General features: G+C 66.1%; 13 protein-coding genes. 10 read left to right on the top strand and 3 right to left on the bottom strand.

What is annotated here, in order from left to right:
• Position 1: 1 nt before the first annotated feature.
• Entirely contained in the window at positions 2–970 is a 969-nt protein-coding gene (gene trxB, locus QSJ34_RS04295; protein WP_285570783.1) for a thioredoxin-disulfide reductase, read from the bottom strand.
• 62 nt (positions 971–1,032) lie between these two features.
• Positions 1,033–1,830 carry a 3-deoxy-manno-octulosonate cytidylyltransferase gene (gene kdsB, locus QSJ34_RS04290; protein ID WP_285570779.1) on the bottom strand — a complete coding sequence of 266 codons (798 nt, stop codon included), beginning with the start codon at positions 1,828–1,830 and terminating at the stop codon, positions 1,033–1,035.
• A gap of 85 nt (positions 1,831–1,915) precedes the next feature.
• On the opposite strand from kdsB, the gene QSJ34_RS04285 reads away from it, so the two are divergent.
• The 7 genes from QSJ34_RS04285 (at position 1,916) to QSJ34_RS04255 (ending at position 12,026) form a co-directional block, all read left to right on the top strand.
• Positions 1,916–3,943: a chemotaxis protein CheA gene (locus QSJ34_RS04285; RefSeq protein WP_285570776.1), complete on the top strand. Its 2,028-nt coding sequence runs from the start codon at positions 1,916–1,918 to the stop codon at positions 3,941–3,943.
• The gene (locus tag QSJ34_RS04280; protein ID WP_285570773.1) at positions 3,936–4,382 is read left to right on the top strand and encodes a chemotaxis protein CheW; all 447 of its coding nucleotides are present in this window, start codon (positions 3,936–3,938) and stop codon (positions 4,380–4,382) included. Before QSJ34_RS04285 ends, QSJ34_RS04280 begins: the two co-directional genes overlap by 8 nt.
• Before the next feature lie 48 nt (positions 4,383–4,430).
• The gene (locus QSJ34_RS04275) at positions 4,431–5,432 is read left to right on the top strand and encodes a beta-ketoacyl-ACP synthase III (RefSeq protein ID WP_285570768.1); all 1,002 of its coding nucleotides are present in this window, start codon (positions 4,431–4,433) and stop codon (positions 5,430–5,432) included.
• A 7-nt stretch (positions 5,433–5,439) separates the two neighbouring features.
• Positions 5,440–5,970 (top strand): RsmD family RNA methyltransferase, encoded by a 531-nt coding sequence (locus QSJ34_RS04270; RefSeq protein ID WP_285570765.1) that lies wholly within the window; start codon positions 5,440–5,442, stop codon positions 5,968–5,970.
• 19 nt (positions 5,971–5,989) lie between these two features.
• Entirely contained in the window at positions 5,990–8,479 is a 2,490-nt protein-coding gene (locus QSJ34_RS04265) for a methyl-accepting chemotaxis protein (RefSeq protein ID WP_285570763.1), read from the top strand.
• Between the two features lie 65 nt (positions 8,480–8,544).
• A complete protein-coding gene (locus QSJ34_RS04260) occupies positions 8,545–10,215 on the top strand; it encodes a sensor histidine kinase (RefSeq protein WP_285570759.1) in 1,671 nt (556 codons plus the stop codon).
• Positions 10,212–12,026, top strand: a complete 1,815-nt coding sequence (locus QSJ34_RS04255) for a response regulator (protein ID WP_285570756.1) — start codon at positions 10,212–10,214, stop codon at positions 12,024–12,026. Before QSJ34_RS04260 ends, QSJ34_RS04255 begins: the two co-directional genes overlap by 4 nt.
• Here the strand turns inward: QSJ34_RS04255 and QSJ34_RS04250 are convergent, their stop codons facing one another.
• Positions 12,027–12,725 carry a CoA transferase subunit A gene (locus QSJ34_RS04250; RefSeq protein ID WP_285570752.1) on the bottom strand — a complete coding sequence of 233 codons (699 nt, stop codon included), beginning with the start codon at positions 12,723–12,725 and terminating at the stop codon, positions 12,027–12,029.
• A gap of 86 nt (positions 12,726–12,811) precedes the next feature.
• Between QSJ34_RS04250 and QSJ34_RS04245 the strand changes: the two genes are divergently transcribed.
• From QSJ34_RS04245 to sfsA, 3 genes are read left to right on the top strand one after another with little or no spacing between them, the layout of a single operon-like run.
• A complete protein-coding gene (locus tag QSJ34_RS04245) occupies positions 12,812–13,855 on the top strand; it encodes a TolB family protein (RefSeq protein WP_285570749.1) in 1,044 nt (347 codons plus the stop codon).
• On the top strand, positions 13,855–14,412 hold the full coding sequence (locus QSJ34_RS04240) for a D-glycero-alpha-D-manno-heptose-1,7-bisphosphate 7-phosphatase (RefSeq protein ID WP_285570746.1): 558 nt from the start codon (positions 13,855–13,857) through the stop codon (positions 14,410–14,412). Before QSJ34_RS04245 ends, QSJ34_RS04240 begins: the two co-directional genes overlap by 1 nt.
• Complete coding sequence (sfsA, locus tag QSJ34_RS04235; protein WP_285570744.1) at positions 14,409–15,149, top strand: DNA/RNA nuclease SfsA; 741 nt, start codon at positions 14,409–14,411, stop codon at positions 15,147–15,149. Before QSJ34_RS04240 ends, sfsA begins: the two co-directional genes overlap by 4 nt.
• Positions 15,150–15,169: the final 20 nt, after the last annotated feature.

The raw sequence follows: 15,169 nt of genomic DNA, 5'->3' as shown, positions 1-15,169 counted from the left end.
CCTACTCGGCCAGGCCCTTTTCGGCCAGCCAGCGTTCCGCGTCGATGGCGGCCATGCAGCCGCTGCCGGCGGCCGTGATGGCCTGGCGGTAGGTGTGGTCCTGCACGTCTCCGCAGGCGAAGACGCCTTCGATGGCGGTGCGGCTGGAGCCCTTCTCCACCTTCAGGTAGCCCGTCTCGTCCATGGGCAGCTGGCCCGTGAAGAGGCTGGTGTTGGGCCGGTGGCCGATGGCCACGAAGAGGCCTTCCACGGGCAGTTCGGATTCGCTGCCATCCACGGTGTCCTTGAGCTTCAGGGCGCGGATCTTCTCCACCTTCTCGCCCATGGGGGTTTCGATGGTGTTGGTGAGGACGTCCAGCACGACCTTGTTCCAGAGGGGCTGGATCTTTTCGTTCTTGAAGGCGCGCTCCTGCATGGCCTTGGAGGCGCGGAGCTTGTCCCGGCGGTGGATGAGGTGGACTTTGGTGGCGAACTTGGTGAGGAAGGTCGCTTCCTCGATGGCGGTGTCGCCGCCGCCCACCACGGCGATCTCCTTGCCGCGGAAGAAGAAGCCATCGCAGGTGGCGCAGGCGCTGACGCCGCCGCCCGTGCGGGAAAGCTGCTCGTCCTTGTCGATGCCCAGCCACATGGCCGAGGCGCCGGTGGCGATGATGACGGCGTCGGCCGTGTAGTCGCCCTTGTCGGTGGTGAGCTTGAAGGGGCGGCTCTGAAGGTCGGCCTTGAGCACGGTCTCCGGCTTGATGGTGGTGCCGAAGCGCTGCACCTGGGCGCGCATCTCCTCCATGAGCGCGGGCCCCTCGATGCCCGAACGGAATCCTGGGAAGTTCTCCACCTCAGTCGTGATGGTGAGCTGGCCGCCGGGCTGGGCGCCTTCGAAGACGAGGGGCGCCAGGTTGGCCCTGGAAGTGTAGAGCGCGGCGGTGTAGCCGGCGGGGCCGGTTCCAATGATCACGACTTTGTGGTGGCTCACAAGCTTCTCCTGGCAAGGAACGGGCGCGAAGCCCAAGCCTTCAGTCTAGCGCGACTGACCTGTCAGTCCGCGAGGCCCCGTTCCCGCAGGAGGGCCTCCGCGGCCGCCACGTCGCCCGGCACGTCCACCCCGAGGCTGAAGAAGGGCGTGTGGGCCACGCCGATGGAGATGCCCGCGCCCAGGGCGCGGAGCTGCTCCAGCATCTCCAGCTGTTCGAGGGGGTGGGGCGGCAGGCTCGTGAAGGCCTTCAGGGTGGCGGGGCGGTAGGCATACAGCCCCAGGTGGCGCTGGAAATGCGCCAGCTGCTCGGGCTTCATCCAGGATCTGAAATCCGCATCGAAGATGGAGGAATGGCGCAGGTAGGGGATGGGGCTGCGGCTGAAATAGAGGGCCCGTTTCTGGTCGTTCACCACCACCTTGACGGCGTTGGGATTGAAGACCTCGTCCGCATGGGTGAAGGGGCAGGCGGCCGTGGCCATGGGCAGGTCGGGCTGCGCCTTCATGAGCGCCACCACGGCGGCCACGGTCTCGGGGTGCATGGCCGGCTCGTCGCCCTGGATGTTGAGCACGCAGTCGAAGGGGTCGGCGCCGGAGACGAGCAGGGCTTCCAGGGCCGCGGCGGCCCGATCGGTGCCCGAGGGCAGGGCGGGGTCGGTCATTACCGCCTCGCCTCCGAAACCACGGACGGTTCCTGCAATGCGGTCATCATCCGTGGCGACCACCACCCGGTCCACACCCTCCGCCCGGCGAGCGGCCTCGAACACCCATTGGATCATCGGCTTTCCGGCGATCAGGGCGAGGGGCTTGCCGGGAAAGCGGGTGGACTGGAACCGGGAGGGAAGGACGGCGAGGGTTCGCATGGGGCCAGTGTAAGACAGAGCCACTTCGCTCTAGACTCCAGACTCCGGAAGGGCCTGCCGATGCCCTTGGAACGGGAGCTCTGGTTTGGATCAATCCTTCGATGATGTCTGGGCAGAATGCGAGGACCTGTTCGCGCAGGCCCGCCAGACCCTGGTCAAGTTGAAGTCGCCTCAGCCGGCCCACGTCATCCAGGCCTCGGTGAATGCGCTCTTCAGGACGACCCACACCCTCAAGGGGATGGCGGGCATGCTGGGATTCACCAGCTTCAGCCGGGCGGCCCACCGCATGGAGGACATCTTCGACCTCATGCGCCAGGGGCGGTTGCGCTCCACGGATTCGGTGGTGGAGACCCTGGAGGCGGGGGTCCTGGCCCTGGAATCGGGTCTGGCCGGCCTGCGCCGGGGGCGGGAGGAGCCCGAGGACTACCTGCACGCGCTGCGCCGGCAGCTGGGTGAACTCGAAGCCCTGGCTCGCCCGGCCGAAGGCGGAACCCGCGACCTGACCACCATGCTCGATCTGTCGACCGAGCTGTTGAAATCCCTGTCCGAATACGAGCGTACCCGTGTGACGGCGCTGTTGATGAACGGGGTGCCCATCCACGGTGTGACGGTCTGCCTGGATTTCGCCACCTTCGACGAGCGCCTCCGCCTCTTCAACGAAGTGCTCGGCGCCCAGGGCGAGCTGATCTCCACGCTGCCCTGTGACGTTCCGGAGGGGGCCGAAGGCCTGGGTTTCCTGCTCATCGTGGCCTGCGCCACCCTGGATCCGGCCTCCCTCCCCACACTGGAAGGCGAACTGGTGGGCACTGCCCTGCTGGCGGATCCCTCACGGGTGCCGGCGAGCATGCGGAACGAAGTTGCCGTCCAGCCGACAGAAGAACCTCCACCGGAACCGGAGGCTCCAGCCGCGCCACCGCAGGCTCCCCAGGCTCAGGAAGTGGAAATCCTCCGGCTTCCCGCCTCCCGGGTGGAGGAACTGGAGGCCCGGCTCATGGCCGTGGGACAGCTGCGCGATGCGGCCAGCCTGCTGCTGCACCAGCCCCTGGCCGCCGGGGATGACCGACCCGCCGCGATCCTGGGACAGATCGAGGACGGCCTGCTCGAGGTGCAGAAATCCCTGCTGCAGATGCGGATGGTCCGGGTAGAAAGCCTGTTCTCGCGCATCGAACCCATGGTGAAGAGCCTCAGCCGGGACACGGGAAAACCCGTGAGGCTCAGCTTCCAGGGCAGCGACCTGGAGCTGGAGCGCAACCTGCTCGGGAGGCTCAGCGACCCCTTCCTGCATCTGGTTCGGAACGCGGTGGACCACGGCTTCGAATCGCCGTCGGAGCGGCTGGCCCTGGGGAAGAACGAGGCGGGTTCCTTGAGGATTTCGGCCTCCCAGCGCGGCCGGAACCTCCGTTTCGATATCCGCGATGATGGCCGGGGCTTCGATCTGGAACGCATCGAGGCGCGGGGCCTGGAGCTGGGCATGCTGAAGCCCGGGCAGACCTACACGCCCGAGCGGCTGCACCGGCTGACCCTCGAGCCCGGCTTCTCGACCCAGACCCGCGCCTCCCAGCTCTCGGGCCGCGGCGTGGGGATGGACGTGGTGCGGGCCGAGATCGAGGCCCTGGGCGGGGAAATCCACCTGACGAGTGAAGCGCGGCGCGGCAGCCTCATCCGGCTGACCATCCCCCTCAGCCGCGTGGTGCTGAGCTGTCTCCGGGTCCGCTGCGCGGGCCAGACCTTCGGCATCCCGCTGGGCAGCGTGGTCCGCGTCCAGGCCGGCAAGCAGGTGCGCCACGGCGGCGACCAGGTGCAGGTGCTTAGCCAATCCATGCCGCTGGAGTCCTTGCAAGCCTGCCTGGGCCTTCCGGAACCCGATGGCCAGCGCGCCTTCGTGGTGCTGGGCTCCCAGGGTGCCGCCTCGAAGAGCGTCGAGGTGGCCCTCGGCGTCGATGAGATCCAGGGCCGCGGGGAAGTCCTGCTGCGGAGCCTGCCGGAACTGGCCCACGCCTCGGGCATCATGGGCGGCAGCCTCCAGGAGGAGGGCATCCTCTGGGTGCTGGACCCCGAGGCGGTACTGGGATTGGCCATGGATTCCTTGATGCGGCGGGTGGCCCGTGTCTGAACCCGTGACGGAACAAGGGACTTGGCTGCACGTGAAGGCGGCGGGCATGGACCTGCTGCTTTCCACGCAGGACCTCCGCGAGGTGGTGGCCCATTCGCCGGTGGCGCCGCTCCCCGGACGCCCCCGGGGCATCGATGGGGTGGTGATCTACCAGGGCGAATTCCTGCCGGTCCTGGCCTGGAAGGACCTGCCGGGCTGCGAAGGTTCGAAGGCCGGACCGGCGGCGGCGATGGCGGTGCTTCGTCCCCGGCTCGGCATCCCCCTGGACCGTTTGATCGGGACCATGAAGGTGCCCCTGAACACCCTGAAGGAGGCTGACGAGAACGATCCCGCGATCAGTTGGATCGCCGGTGTCTGCGAGGTTGAAGGCCAGTCGTTCCGGGTGCTGGATGGGGATCGTCTCGTCGCGCTGCTGCGCCGTTTCAGGGGGGATCGATGACGCGGAGGTAGGTTCATGCGATGATGGGAGTTTCGTGCCGGAGGCTCCTTGAACCGTCGTCTGTCCGCCCCCGTTGGAATCACCGCCACTGGACAATGCTTTCCTCCCAAGGTGGTCACCAATGATGATCTTTCCAAGATCATGGAGACCAATGATGAATGGATCCGCACCCGCACCGGCATCCGCGAGCGCCGCTGGGTCGAACCCGGCACCGGCGCCTCCCAGCTGGGCGCCCCGGCCCTCCAGATGGCCCTGGACAACCGCGGGATCAAGGCTTCCGAGCTGGACCTGATCCTCGTCACGACGGTCACGCCGGACACGCTGTTCCCCGCCACCGCCTGCCGCATCCAGCACATGGTCGGCGCCACCAATGCCTTCGGATTCGATCTGAACGCCGCCTGTTCGGGCTTCCTCTATGCCCTCACCACGGCTTCCAGCCTGGTGGCCGCCGGCGGCGTGAAGCGCGTGGCCGTGGTCGGCGTGGACATCATGTCCACCATCATCAACCTGGAAGACCGGGCTACCTCGGTGCTCTTCGGCGACGGCGCGGGCGCCGTCATCGTGGAGCGCGTGGAGGAGGGCCTCGGCATCATTGACTTCGAGCACAAGATCGACGGTTCCGGAGGCTGCTTCCTCTACATGCCCGCCGGTGGTTCCCTCAAGCCTGCCACCGCGGAAACCGTGGCCGCCAAGGAGCACTACATCCACCAGGCCGGCAGCGAAGTGTTCAAGAACGCCGTGCGCGAAATGGCCGACAACAGCAAGATGCTGATGGACCGCAACGGATTCACGGGCGACCAGCTCAAGCTCTTCGTGCCCCACCAGGCCAACATCCGCATCATGGATGCCGCGGCGAAGCGGCTGGAACTGGATCCCTCGCGGATGATGGTCAACATCGACAAGTACGCCAACACCACCACCGCCACCATTCCCACGGCCCTGCACCAGGCCTTCGGAGAGAAGCGCATGGCCAAGGGCGACCTGGTGGCCCTGGCGGCCTTCGGCGCCGGCTTCACCTGGGGTGCCACGCTCATGCGCTGGGCCTACTGACGCCTCCATGCGCGTGGTGGCAGGAACCCTGAAGGGGCGTCGGCTCGCGACGCCCCCGCCAGGGGACCTCCGCGTGCGCCCCACGGCGGACCGGGCCCGCGAGGCCCTGTTCTCGATCCTCCAGCGCTGGGCTTCCGGGCCCTTCCTGGACCTCTGCGCCGGGACAGGGGCCGTCGGAGTGGAGGCCCATTCCCGGGGCTATGAGCCGGTGGTCTGCGTGGAATCAGCCGAGCCCGGCTGGACCTGCCTTCAGAAGAACCTCGCCGGACTGCCCGTGAAGGCCCTCCGCAAGGATCTGAGGACGCTGAAGGTCGGCGCCTTCACCGAGCAGGCCGTGATCTTCGTGGATCCTCCCTACGAGCTGGCCTCGGATCTGTGGGCCCGCCAGGCGGGGGCGATGCGCTCCTGGGTGGCCTCCGAGGGAGTCCTGATTTTCGAGACCGACCGGAAGACCAGGCTGGAATTACAGCCCGGATGGATCCTGGCCGAAACACGCGAATATGGTGCAGCCCGATTCCATTTCTGGACCCCTGCCTGAACTCAGGGTGCAAGCCCCCGTGAAACTGAGCCGGGCGGACCGGGAATTGGTGATTACCCGCCTCAGACTGGGGAACGCCTCCGTCTGGGGCCTCGGATTCCTCGTTTCCACGGTCCTGTTCCTGCTGGCGGCCCCCCCGGATTTCCACCTCAGCCTCATGGGGGTGGTGGTGGCCCTGGTGCTGCTGGCGGCCGCCATTGGCATCTCCTTTCTGCAGATCCGCCAATTGGACGTGATCCTGGCGGAACAACCGCTGGGGCCGAACCTCTACCGGCCCCTGACGCGGTTCCCCCAGGCTTTTTCCACCCTGTTTTCCATCCAGGCCTTCGCCCTCAGCGCCGCGGCCTACCTGTGGGCCAAGCTCTACCTGGGCCAGAGCCTGTGGGTGAGCTTCATCACGATGGCCATGTTCATGGTCATCGCCGGCCTCTGCGGGGTGAGCCAGTACTTCCTCGCCAAACAGGGCCTGATGAAGGCGTTCAAGATCCTGGCCGGGCAACCCGGATTCGCCGATTCCATGGCCCGGTTCACGACCAGCCTGAGGGCCAAGTTCGGGTTCGGCGTCCTGGGGATCACCGGCGGCGTGCTGCTGATGTCGATTCTCATCTCGGGACTCACACTGCAGTCCTCCATTCGCACCAAGGTGACCAGCTATGCCAGGAACGAACTGGCGAACCTGGCGGATTCCGTGAACCTGGTGTCGGAAATGAACACGACCCAGGAGGACCTGGATGCCTTTCTCAGCACCCTTAAGCTGGGGGCCGGGGGCGGCGTGTCGCTGCGGCTTCCCGCCTCGCGAGGCGGGGCCATCCTGGGCTCCAAGATCCAGCCCCACGGGGGCGGAGACATCCTCGTCGTGCAGACCCTCCCCGATGGATCCGAACTCCGGGCCGTCATACCCGAGGCGGAGTACGCGGATGCCATCTGGAAGGCCCTGCGGCCCAACCTGGCCATCCTCGTCCTGGCGGGCATCTTCCTGACCTATTTCATCCCGTTGATCCTCCGCGACGTGCAGCAGCCCCTGCTTCTGTTGAGCCGCAACACGGACCAGGTGGGCGAAGGGCGCATCGATCGCCTCGAGCCGGTCTACAGCGATGACGAGGTGGCCTCCCTCGTGCAGGGCTTCGGCCACATGGTCGGCAGCCTCCGGGGCATGGTGGTCCAGATCCGCGCGGCGAGTCGCGATCTGGCCAAGGCTTCGGCCCTGATCCGCGAATCCGGGGACGGCGTCCGCCAGTCGAACCACGGCCAACGCGAACTCATCGAGGCCTTCCATCAGGAGATCAACGAACTGACGGACACCTCCATCGGGATCAGCGCGAGTTCCATGGAGCTCAGCCTGGCCTCCGAAAGCACCAATACGACCATCATCGAGATGGCTGCCAGCGTGCAACAGATCAATCAGAGCATGGACGAGCTGCTGATGGTGGTCGAAGGGATCACCTCGGCCATCCGGGATTTCGATATCGCCATCAAGAACGTCGGCAAGAACGTCGACCACCTGGCGGGTCACGCCGAGCACACCAAGGAATTCGCCGAGAACCTGGAACAGAGCACCTCCGCCATCGACGACAGCGTGAAGATCGCTCAGCGGTACACCAAGAAGGTGATCCACAATGCGGGACGGGGCATGGAGCTGGTGGCCCGCAACCGCGAAAAGATCCAGGTCATCGAGCGCGTGGTGCAGGATTTCCACGGCACCACCCGCACCCTGCTGCAGCTCGGGGCGGACATCGCCAAGATTCTTGACTACATCGGGGACCATGCCCAGCAGACCAACCTGCTGGCCCTGAACGCCGCCATCATCGCGTCCCAGGGGGGGGCCGGCGACGGGCAGTCCAAGGGCTTCTCGGTGGTCGCAGACGAGATCAAGCAGCTTTCGGATCAGACCGCCCGTTCCACGCAGGAGATCCAGCAGATCATCGGCACCCTCCAGGCCGAGATCCGGAAGGCCTACCAGCAGGTGGAACTGGGCCTGGACGCGGTGCGCGACGGCTCGGAATCCGTGGCCCAGAGCCAGGAGGCCCTGCAGGCCATCCTCGAATCCGTGAGCGAGACCGACAGCGTGGTGGAAAGCATCCTCAGCGAGACTATCCAGCAGGCCGGGCAGGCTTCGCTCATCCATGAGGCCAACCGGAACATCCACACCCAGGTGGAAACCATCCGCTCGGTCATCGAAGAGCAGCAGCAGACGAGCAACTACATCCTGTCCCTGGCCATGAACGTGCAGCAGGCCACGGCCGTGGTGCGCGATTCGACCAAGGAACAGAGCATCGGCAGCGACGAGATCGCCAAGGCCACCGAGCAGGTCCGGACCCTCGCCAGCAACCTCCACGAGATCCTGGCCCGGCAAGAGGACCACGTGATCTCCCTCAAGGAGACGATGAACCGGGTGCTGGGGAAGGCCATGGAAAGCGAGCGCGCCATCGAGGCATCGAGCGGCGCGGTGGAGCAGCTTGGCGCCCAGGTCCACATGCTCAACCGCGAGGTCAACCTCTTCAAGTTGTAGGTGGGCTCCTGGTCGGTGGATGGGTCCCTTGCTGATAGGCTGGATCCGACCCAAGGCCTCCATCCATGTACCGTCTTTCCATCAAGACCAAGCTCAGCGGCGTCATCAGCATCCTGGTCCTCTCGTTCATCGCCTTCAACCTGCTGTACTACCCGCGCTGGGTGGAGCAGCAGATCCGAACCCAGGCGGAACTGAGCGCCCGCCAGGTGGCCGAGACGGCCAGCTATGCCCTGAGCCCGGCGGTCAGCTTTGGCAATACCCGTGATATCGCCAAGGTGCTCCAAGGTGTGCAGAACATCCCGGCCTTTCGCTTCAGCGCGGTCTACGGCGCCAAGGGCGAGGCCCTCGACAGCACGCCCACCACGCCCGATTGGGCCATGGGCCAGATCATCAAGGATGGCATCTCGCACACCTACACCCGGCGCGAGGACAACATGCTCGTGGCGGTGGCGCCGGTCTTCTACGAGGAGCCCCAGGCGGACCGGGTGGGTACCTTGATCATCGGCTTCACCACGGAAGGCACCCAGCGTGCCGTGCGGGAAAACATCAAGGCCAGCCTCGCGGTGGGCCTGGTCACGCTGATCCTGGGCATCGGCGTGTCGATCTTCCTGTCGAACCGCTACCTCCGCCCGGTGATCCAGCTGACGGAGGCGGCCCAGAAGGTGGCGCAGGGGAACCTCGAAACCGTGTCCGTGAAGGTCTACACCCGGGATGAGATCCAGGACCTGAGCCAATCCTTCGAGGTGATGACGGACAAGCTGCGGGTGTCGCGGGACGAAATCGAGCGGCAGAACCGCCTGCTGGAATACCGCGTCCAGGAGCGCACCCGGCAGTTGATGGAGACCATCTGGGAGCTGGAGGAGATCCGCGCCAACCTGGAGCAGCTCGTCCAGGACCGGACCCGCGGCCTGGAGCAGAGCCGGACCGAGCTGAAGGCCTGGGCGAGCACCCTCGAAGAGAAGGTCCACGAGAAGACCCAGGAGCTGCGCGAGCTCAACGACAACCTGCTCACCAGCTACCAGAAGCTGAAGGAGGTCGACCGCCTGAAGGATGAGTTCCTCGCCAGCATGAGCCACGAATTGCGGACGCCCCTCAATTCCATCATCGGCTTCTCGGGCATGCTCATGCAGGACCCGCAGGGCCGCCTCAGCTCGGATGCGCGCGAGGATCTGCAGATCATCTACCAGAACGGCCGCTCCCTGCTTGGCCTCATCGATTCGATCCTCGACCTCTCCAAAATCGAGGCGGGCAAGATGGAGCTGGAGCTGGAGGAGGTGGATCCGGTGCAGCTACTGGACGAGGTCAAGGCCATGGCTTCGGGGCTCATCCGGGGCCGCCCCATCGAGCTGCAGTACGTGCGCCCCGAGGGCGGCGTCCGCGTGATGGGGGACAAGGACCGGCTGCGCCAGGTGTTTACGAACCTGGCAGGGAACGCCATCAAGTTCACCGAGTCGGGTCTCGTGAGGATCTCGGCCTTCCAGGATGGCGCCTGGTTCAAGGTGCGCATCGAAGACACGGGCATCGGCATGTCCAGCGAGGAAATGGAACGCCTCTTCAAGCCCTTCCAGCAGGTGGACGGCAGCATCACCCGGCGCTTCGGCGGCACGGGCCTCGGGCTGGCCATCAGCCAGCGTTTCATGGGACTCATGAACGGGCGGATCTGGGCCAGCAGCCGGAAGGGCGAGGGCAGCACGTTCGTGGTGGAAATGCCCCTGGTGGGCGGAGGTGGCGCGTGACCGGTTCCCGGCCCTGCATTCTCTACATCGAGGACAACCCGATGAACTGGCGGCTCGTGCAGCGCCTGTTGTCGCAGGCAGGCTACGAAATGCATTGGGCGGAGGACGGCCTCAAGGGCTGTGAGATGGCCCTGGAGCTGAAGCCGGCCCTGATCCTGCTCGACATCAACCTGCCGGGCCTCTCGGGCTTCGAAGTCGCCACGAAGCTGCGCCAGAACGGCAGCCTGGACGCCACGCTCATCGTGGCCCTGACGGCCAAGACGATGAAGATCGATCGCGAAACGGCCCTGGTCACGGGCTGCGACGGCTTCATCTCCAAACCCATCGACCCCTTCCTGTTCGTGGGCCAGGTGCAGGCTTACCTCGGCGGGCAGCGGGACCGCATCGAGCAGGGACGGGAAGGCGCCGCGCTGCGCCAGTTCAGCCAGCAGGTGGTGGAGCACCTGGAAACCCAGCTGCGGGAGGCCCAGGAGGGCAACCGCAAGCTCACGGAAGTGCAGGCCGAACTCGAAGAGCGGAGCCAGCACCTCTCGCGCCTCCTGTCGCTCAGCAAGGACATCATTCCCGTCCGCGACGAACACGAGATCCAGTCCCGTGTGCTCGGGCAGCTACGGGAAGAACTGCACCTGGACCGGCTCCGGACCTATCGCGTGCACGAAAGCGGAACCTACTTCCAGGGGCTGGCGGCTGCGTCGGAGGGCTTTGCTGAAACCCCGGTGCTGCCGGTTTCCCATCCCATGGTCGCCTGGGCGGAATCACTTCCGGCTGGGACCGTGCTGACGGGAGGCGACCTCCGGCAGTCCACGCCCTGGGAACAGGGCATCGACCTGGGCCTCTGGGCGCCGAAGAACCAGGCCCTGCTGCTGCCGCTCCGCAGCCGCTCGGAGGAGGGCCACCTGTGGGGCCTGCTGGCCGCGGACCGCCCCGACAAGCCCTTCCAGCCCTTCGAAGCCGAGCTGGCGGCCCTGCATGCGGGCATCCTCCAGGTCAGCCTGGAAAACGCCGGCCTCATCGCGCACCTGGCAGAGACCAGCCAGGCCCTGGGCACCAGCTACGAGGGCCTGGAATCGGCCTACGAAGCCTTGAAAGAGGCTCAGCGGGCCCTGGGCACGCAGAACCAGAAGACGGCCCTGGGCGGCCTCTTCATGAACACGGCCCAGCGGCTCCAGGCCCCCGTGCGCACCCTGAAGGAGGAGAGCGTCGCGCTGTCCCAATTCATGGACCGTCCCGACGCGCCCCTGCCCGAAGAGCGGGCGGCCTGTCATCAGTCCATGGATCAGATCCGCCACGCCATCGCCCAGGTGGATGGCCTCGTGCGGGCCCTGCTGCGGCGCGCGGGGCAGGGGGAGGCCAGCACTCCCGAATGGATCCACCTTCACGACCTGCTGAAGCAGGAAATCGAGCTGATGCAGGCCGAGGGCACCCTGCCCGAGCGCCTGGAGGTGGACTTGAACCTCCAGGCGCCGCGGGACCTGCTGTATGGCGTCTATTCAGACTTCGCCGAGGTGCTGGGCCACCTCATCGGTCACGCCCTGGAAGGCGCGCCGGAGCACCTTTCCCTGAGGACCTGGGGGGGGAACAGCCACGTGCGCATCGAACTGGAAGATGACGGGGCGCCCATCGCGGCAGAGCTCCTGGAAACGGCCTTCGAACCCTTCCTGGATCTGCGTCAGGCGCGGAGTGGGTCCGGACGCCAGCCGGGGCGGGGATTGTCGGCCTGCGCCCAGCTCATGAACGCCTATGGCGGAACCGTGCAGATCATCCCGATGGAACGGGGTTCCCAGGTGCGGATCAACCTCCCGATGGAGTGATCAGTCCTTGCGGGTCACGATTTTCTCGATGCGCTTTTCATACTCCGTCCCCAGCACGAGCCGATGCACGAAGATGCCGGGTGTGTGGATGGTGTCGGGATCGAGTTCGCCGACCTCGACGATCTCCTCGACCTCGGCGATGCAGACCTTTCCGCAGGTGGCCGCCATCGGGTTGAAGTTGCGGGCGGTCTTGCGGAAGACCAGGTTGCCCAGCCGGTCGGCCTTCCAGGCCTTGACCAGCGAGAAATCGGCGACGATCCCGGCTTCCAGCACGCACTCCTTGCCGTCGAACATCCGGGTTTCCTTGCCTTCGGCCACCTTCGTGCCCGCGCCGGTGGGTGTGAAGAAGGCGGGGATGCCCGCGCCGCCCGCGCGCATGCGTTCGGCCAGGGTGCCCTGGGGCACCAGCTCGACCTCCAGTTCGCCATGGAGGAACTGCCGCTCGAACTCGGCGTTTTCGCCCACATAGCTGCTGACCATCTTCTGGATCTGGTGGTTCCTGAGCAGGATGCCCAGGCCGAAATCATCCACGCCGGCATTGTTGGAATAGCAGGTCAGGTGCTTCACGCCGGTCTGAGCCAGGGCGGCGATCAGGTGTTCGGGAATGCCACAGAGGCCGAAGCCGCCGACGGCGAGGTGGGCGCCGTCCGGGATATCCTTGACGGCTTCCATGGCTGAGCTGACGCGCTTGTCGATCATGATCGGGAACCTCTGAAGGTGCCAACAGTGTGCCATCTCTGGCATCCTGCTTCAGTTCCTGTTTTGAACCCTGAAGGAAGAAATTCATGAGACGAATCCTGCTGGCCGCCCTGTGCTCCATGGTCCTCGGCGCCCAGACTCTGCCTTCGGACGCGCTTTCCGATGTTCGGGAGATTCACCTCAGGAACGTGAAGAAGCTCACAAGCACCGGGTCCAACGCTGAAGCCTACTGGTCCAACGACGGGAAGAAAATCATCTTTCAGAGCACCCGGGACGGGTATCCATGCGATCAGCTCTACACCATGAACGCCGATGGTTCGGAGCAGAAACGGGTCAGTTCCGGGAAGGGGCGCGTCACCTGCGGATGGTTCCTGCCGGGGGATGACCGCATCATCTTCGCCAGCACCCACGGGGCGGGCCCGGAATGCCCCGTGGCGCCGCCCTTCACGCCGGGCAAGTACCAGTGGCCCGTCTTCCAGGGCTATGACCTCTACATCGCCAAGGCCGATGGCAGCGACGCGAAGCCCTTCCTCGCCTCGCCCGGCTACGACGCCGAGGCCACGACCGCGCCCAACGGCAAGTGGATCGTGTTCACGAGCGAACGCAGTGGTGACGTGGATCTCTGGCGCGCGGATCTCGATGGCGGGCACCTCATCCGCCTCACCGATGGCGTGGGCTACGACGGCGGCGCCGTCTTCAGTCCCGATTCGAAGCTGATCGCCTGGCGCACCAACTATCCCAAGGGCGAGGCTGCCACCGCGAAGTACCGCGATCTGCTCAAGCAGCACCTGGTCGAGCCCATGGAGATGGACATCTGGCTCATGAACGCCGACGGCAGCACCAAGCGGCAGGTGACGAGGCTGCCCGGCGCAGCTTTTGCGCCGACCTTCACGCCCGATGGCAAGGGTCTGGTCTTCGCGAGCAACCATCACGACAACCAGGGCAGGGGCCGCCAGTTCGACCTCTTCCGCGTCAACCTCGACGGCACGGGCCTGGAGCGGATCACTTGGACCGGCCTCTTCAATTCCTTTCCCCACTTCAGCCCGGATGGCAAGAAACTGCTCTGGGTGAGTGGGCGGAACCCCCGGGGTTCCCGTCTTTTTGATGTCTGCGTGGCGGAGTGGCACTGATGAGCATGAAACCAGCGATCTTCCTGGATCGCGACGGCACCCTCAACGAAGAAGTCGACTTCCTGTCCGACCCCGATCAGCTGGTGTTGATCCCGGGTGCGGGCGCCGCCGTGGCGCGCCTGAATGCCAAGGGCATCCCCGTGGTGGTGGTCACCAACCAGAGCGGCATCGGCCGGGGCAAGTACGGATGGCAGGATTTCGCCGCCGTCATGAGCCGCATGGGAACCCTGCTGGCGCTCGAGAATGCCCGCATCGACGCGGTCTACGCCTCGCCGCACCACGAGCATGCCCTGGGCGAGTACGCCGTGGCCGACCACCCGGAACGCAAGCCGAATCCGGGCATGCTGCTGCGGGCGGCAGAAGAGCATGGGCTCGACCTCTCGCGGTCCTGGATGGTGGGCGACAAGGCCCTGGACATCGAGGCGGGACGGCGGGCCGGGTGCAAGGTGGCGCTCGTGCGCACCGGCTACGGGCACAAGGTGGACGGCTCCGCCGCCGACCTGGTGGCCGAAGATCTCCCCGAGGCCGTGGATCGCATCCTCTCCCAGTGGCCATGATCCTCGTCGAAAAGACGGGGCTGGTGGCGGGCTCGCTGATCCAGCGCTACAAGCGGTTCTTGGCGGACGTCCAGCTTCCCGATGGCAGCGTCGTGACCGCCCATACGACGAACACGGGCTCCATGAAGACCTGCTGGGAGCCCGGGGACCGGGTGCTGCTGGAGCCCGCGTCCAATCCCGCGCGCAAGCTGAAATACACCTGGCTGGCGGTGGAGCGACCGGGCGGATGGGTGGGCGTGGAGACGGGCATGCCGAACCGCGTCGTGGCTGAGGCGGCGCGCCGCGACGCGCTGCCGGGCCTGGCCGGCCTGCACGGGGTTCGGACCGAAGTGAGGTATGGCGCGGAGAACAGCCGCATCGACGTGCTGGCCTTGGATGGAGAAGGCCGCCAGGTGTTCATCGAAGTGAAGAACGCCACCCTGAAGGATGGCGATTGGGCCCTGTTTCCCGATGCGGTCACCGAGCGCGGCACCAAGCACCTGCGCGAACTCCAGGCCATGGTGCGGGAAGGCCACCGTGCCGCCATCGCCTTTTTCGTCCACCGGACGGATGTGGATCGCTTCGATGCCGCACGGGAGATCGATCCTTCCTACGCCGCCGAACTGGACCGGGCCGCGGAGGCCGGTGTGGCGGTGCTGCCCCTGGCTGTGCACCTGGTCACAAGGCAGGAGGCTGATGGCCGCTGGATCCTGGGCTGGGGATTACGAGGTCTTCTGCCTTGGAGCCTGCGGAGATAGACTGGTGTTTCACGCCGGAG

It is taken from the genome of Geothrix limicola (genome assembly GCF_030268085.1).
Taxonomy (GTDB): domain Bacteria; phylum Acidobacteriota; class Holophagae; order Holophagales; family Holophagaceae; genus Geothrix; species Geothrix limicola.
This window is presented reverse-complemented; position numbering and strand designations above follow the sequence as displayed.

Coding starts and splice junctions, on each gene's coding strand:
- kdsB (WP_285570779.1), bottom strand. CDS start 1,830: ATGCGAACCCTCGCCGTCCTTCCCTCCCGGTTCCAGTCCACCCGCTTT.
- QSJ34_RS04270 (WP_285570765.1), top strand. CDS start 5,440: ATGCGCGTGGTGGCAGGAACCCTGAAGGGGCGTCGGCTCGCGACGCCC.
- QSJ34_RS04260 (WP_285570759.1), top strand. CDS start 8,545: ATGTACCGTCTTTCCATCAAGACCAAGCTCAGCGGCGTCATCAGCATC.
- QSJ34_RS04250 (WP_285570752.1), bottom strand. CDS start 12,725: ATGATCGACAAGCGCGTCAGCTCAGCCATGGAAGCCGTCAAGGATATC.
- QSJ34_RS04245 (WP_285570749.1), top strand. CDS start 12,812: ATGAGACGAATCCTGCTGGCCGCCCTGTGCTCCATGGTCCTCGGCGCC.
- QSJ34_RS04240 (WP_285570746.1), top strand. CDS start 13,855: ATGAGCATGAAACCAGCGATCTTCCTGGATCGCGACGGCACCCTCAAC.
- sfsA (WP_285570744.1), top strand. CDS start 14,409: ATGATCCTCGTCGAAAAGACGGGGCTGGTGGCGGGCTCGCTGATCCAG.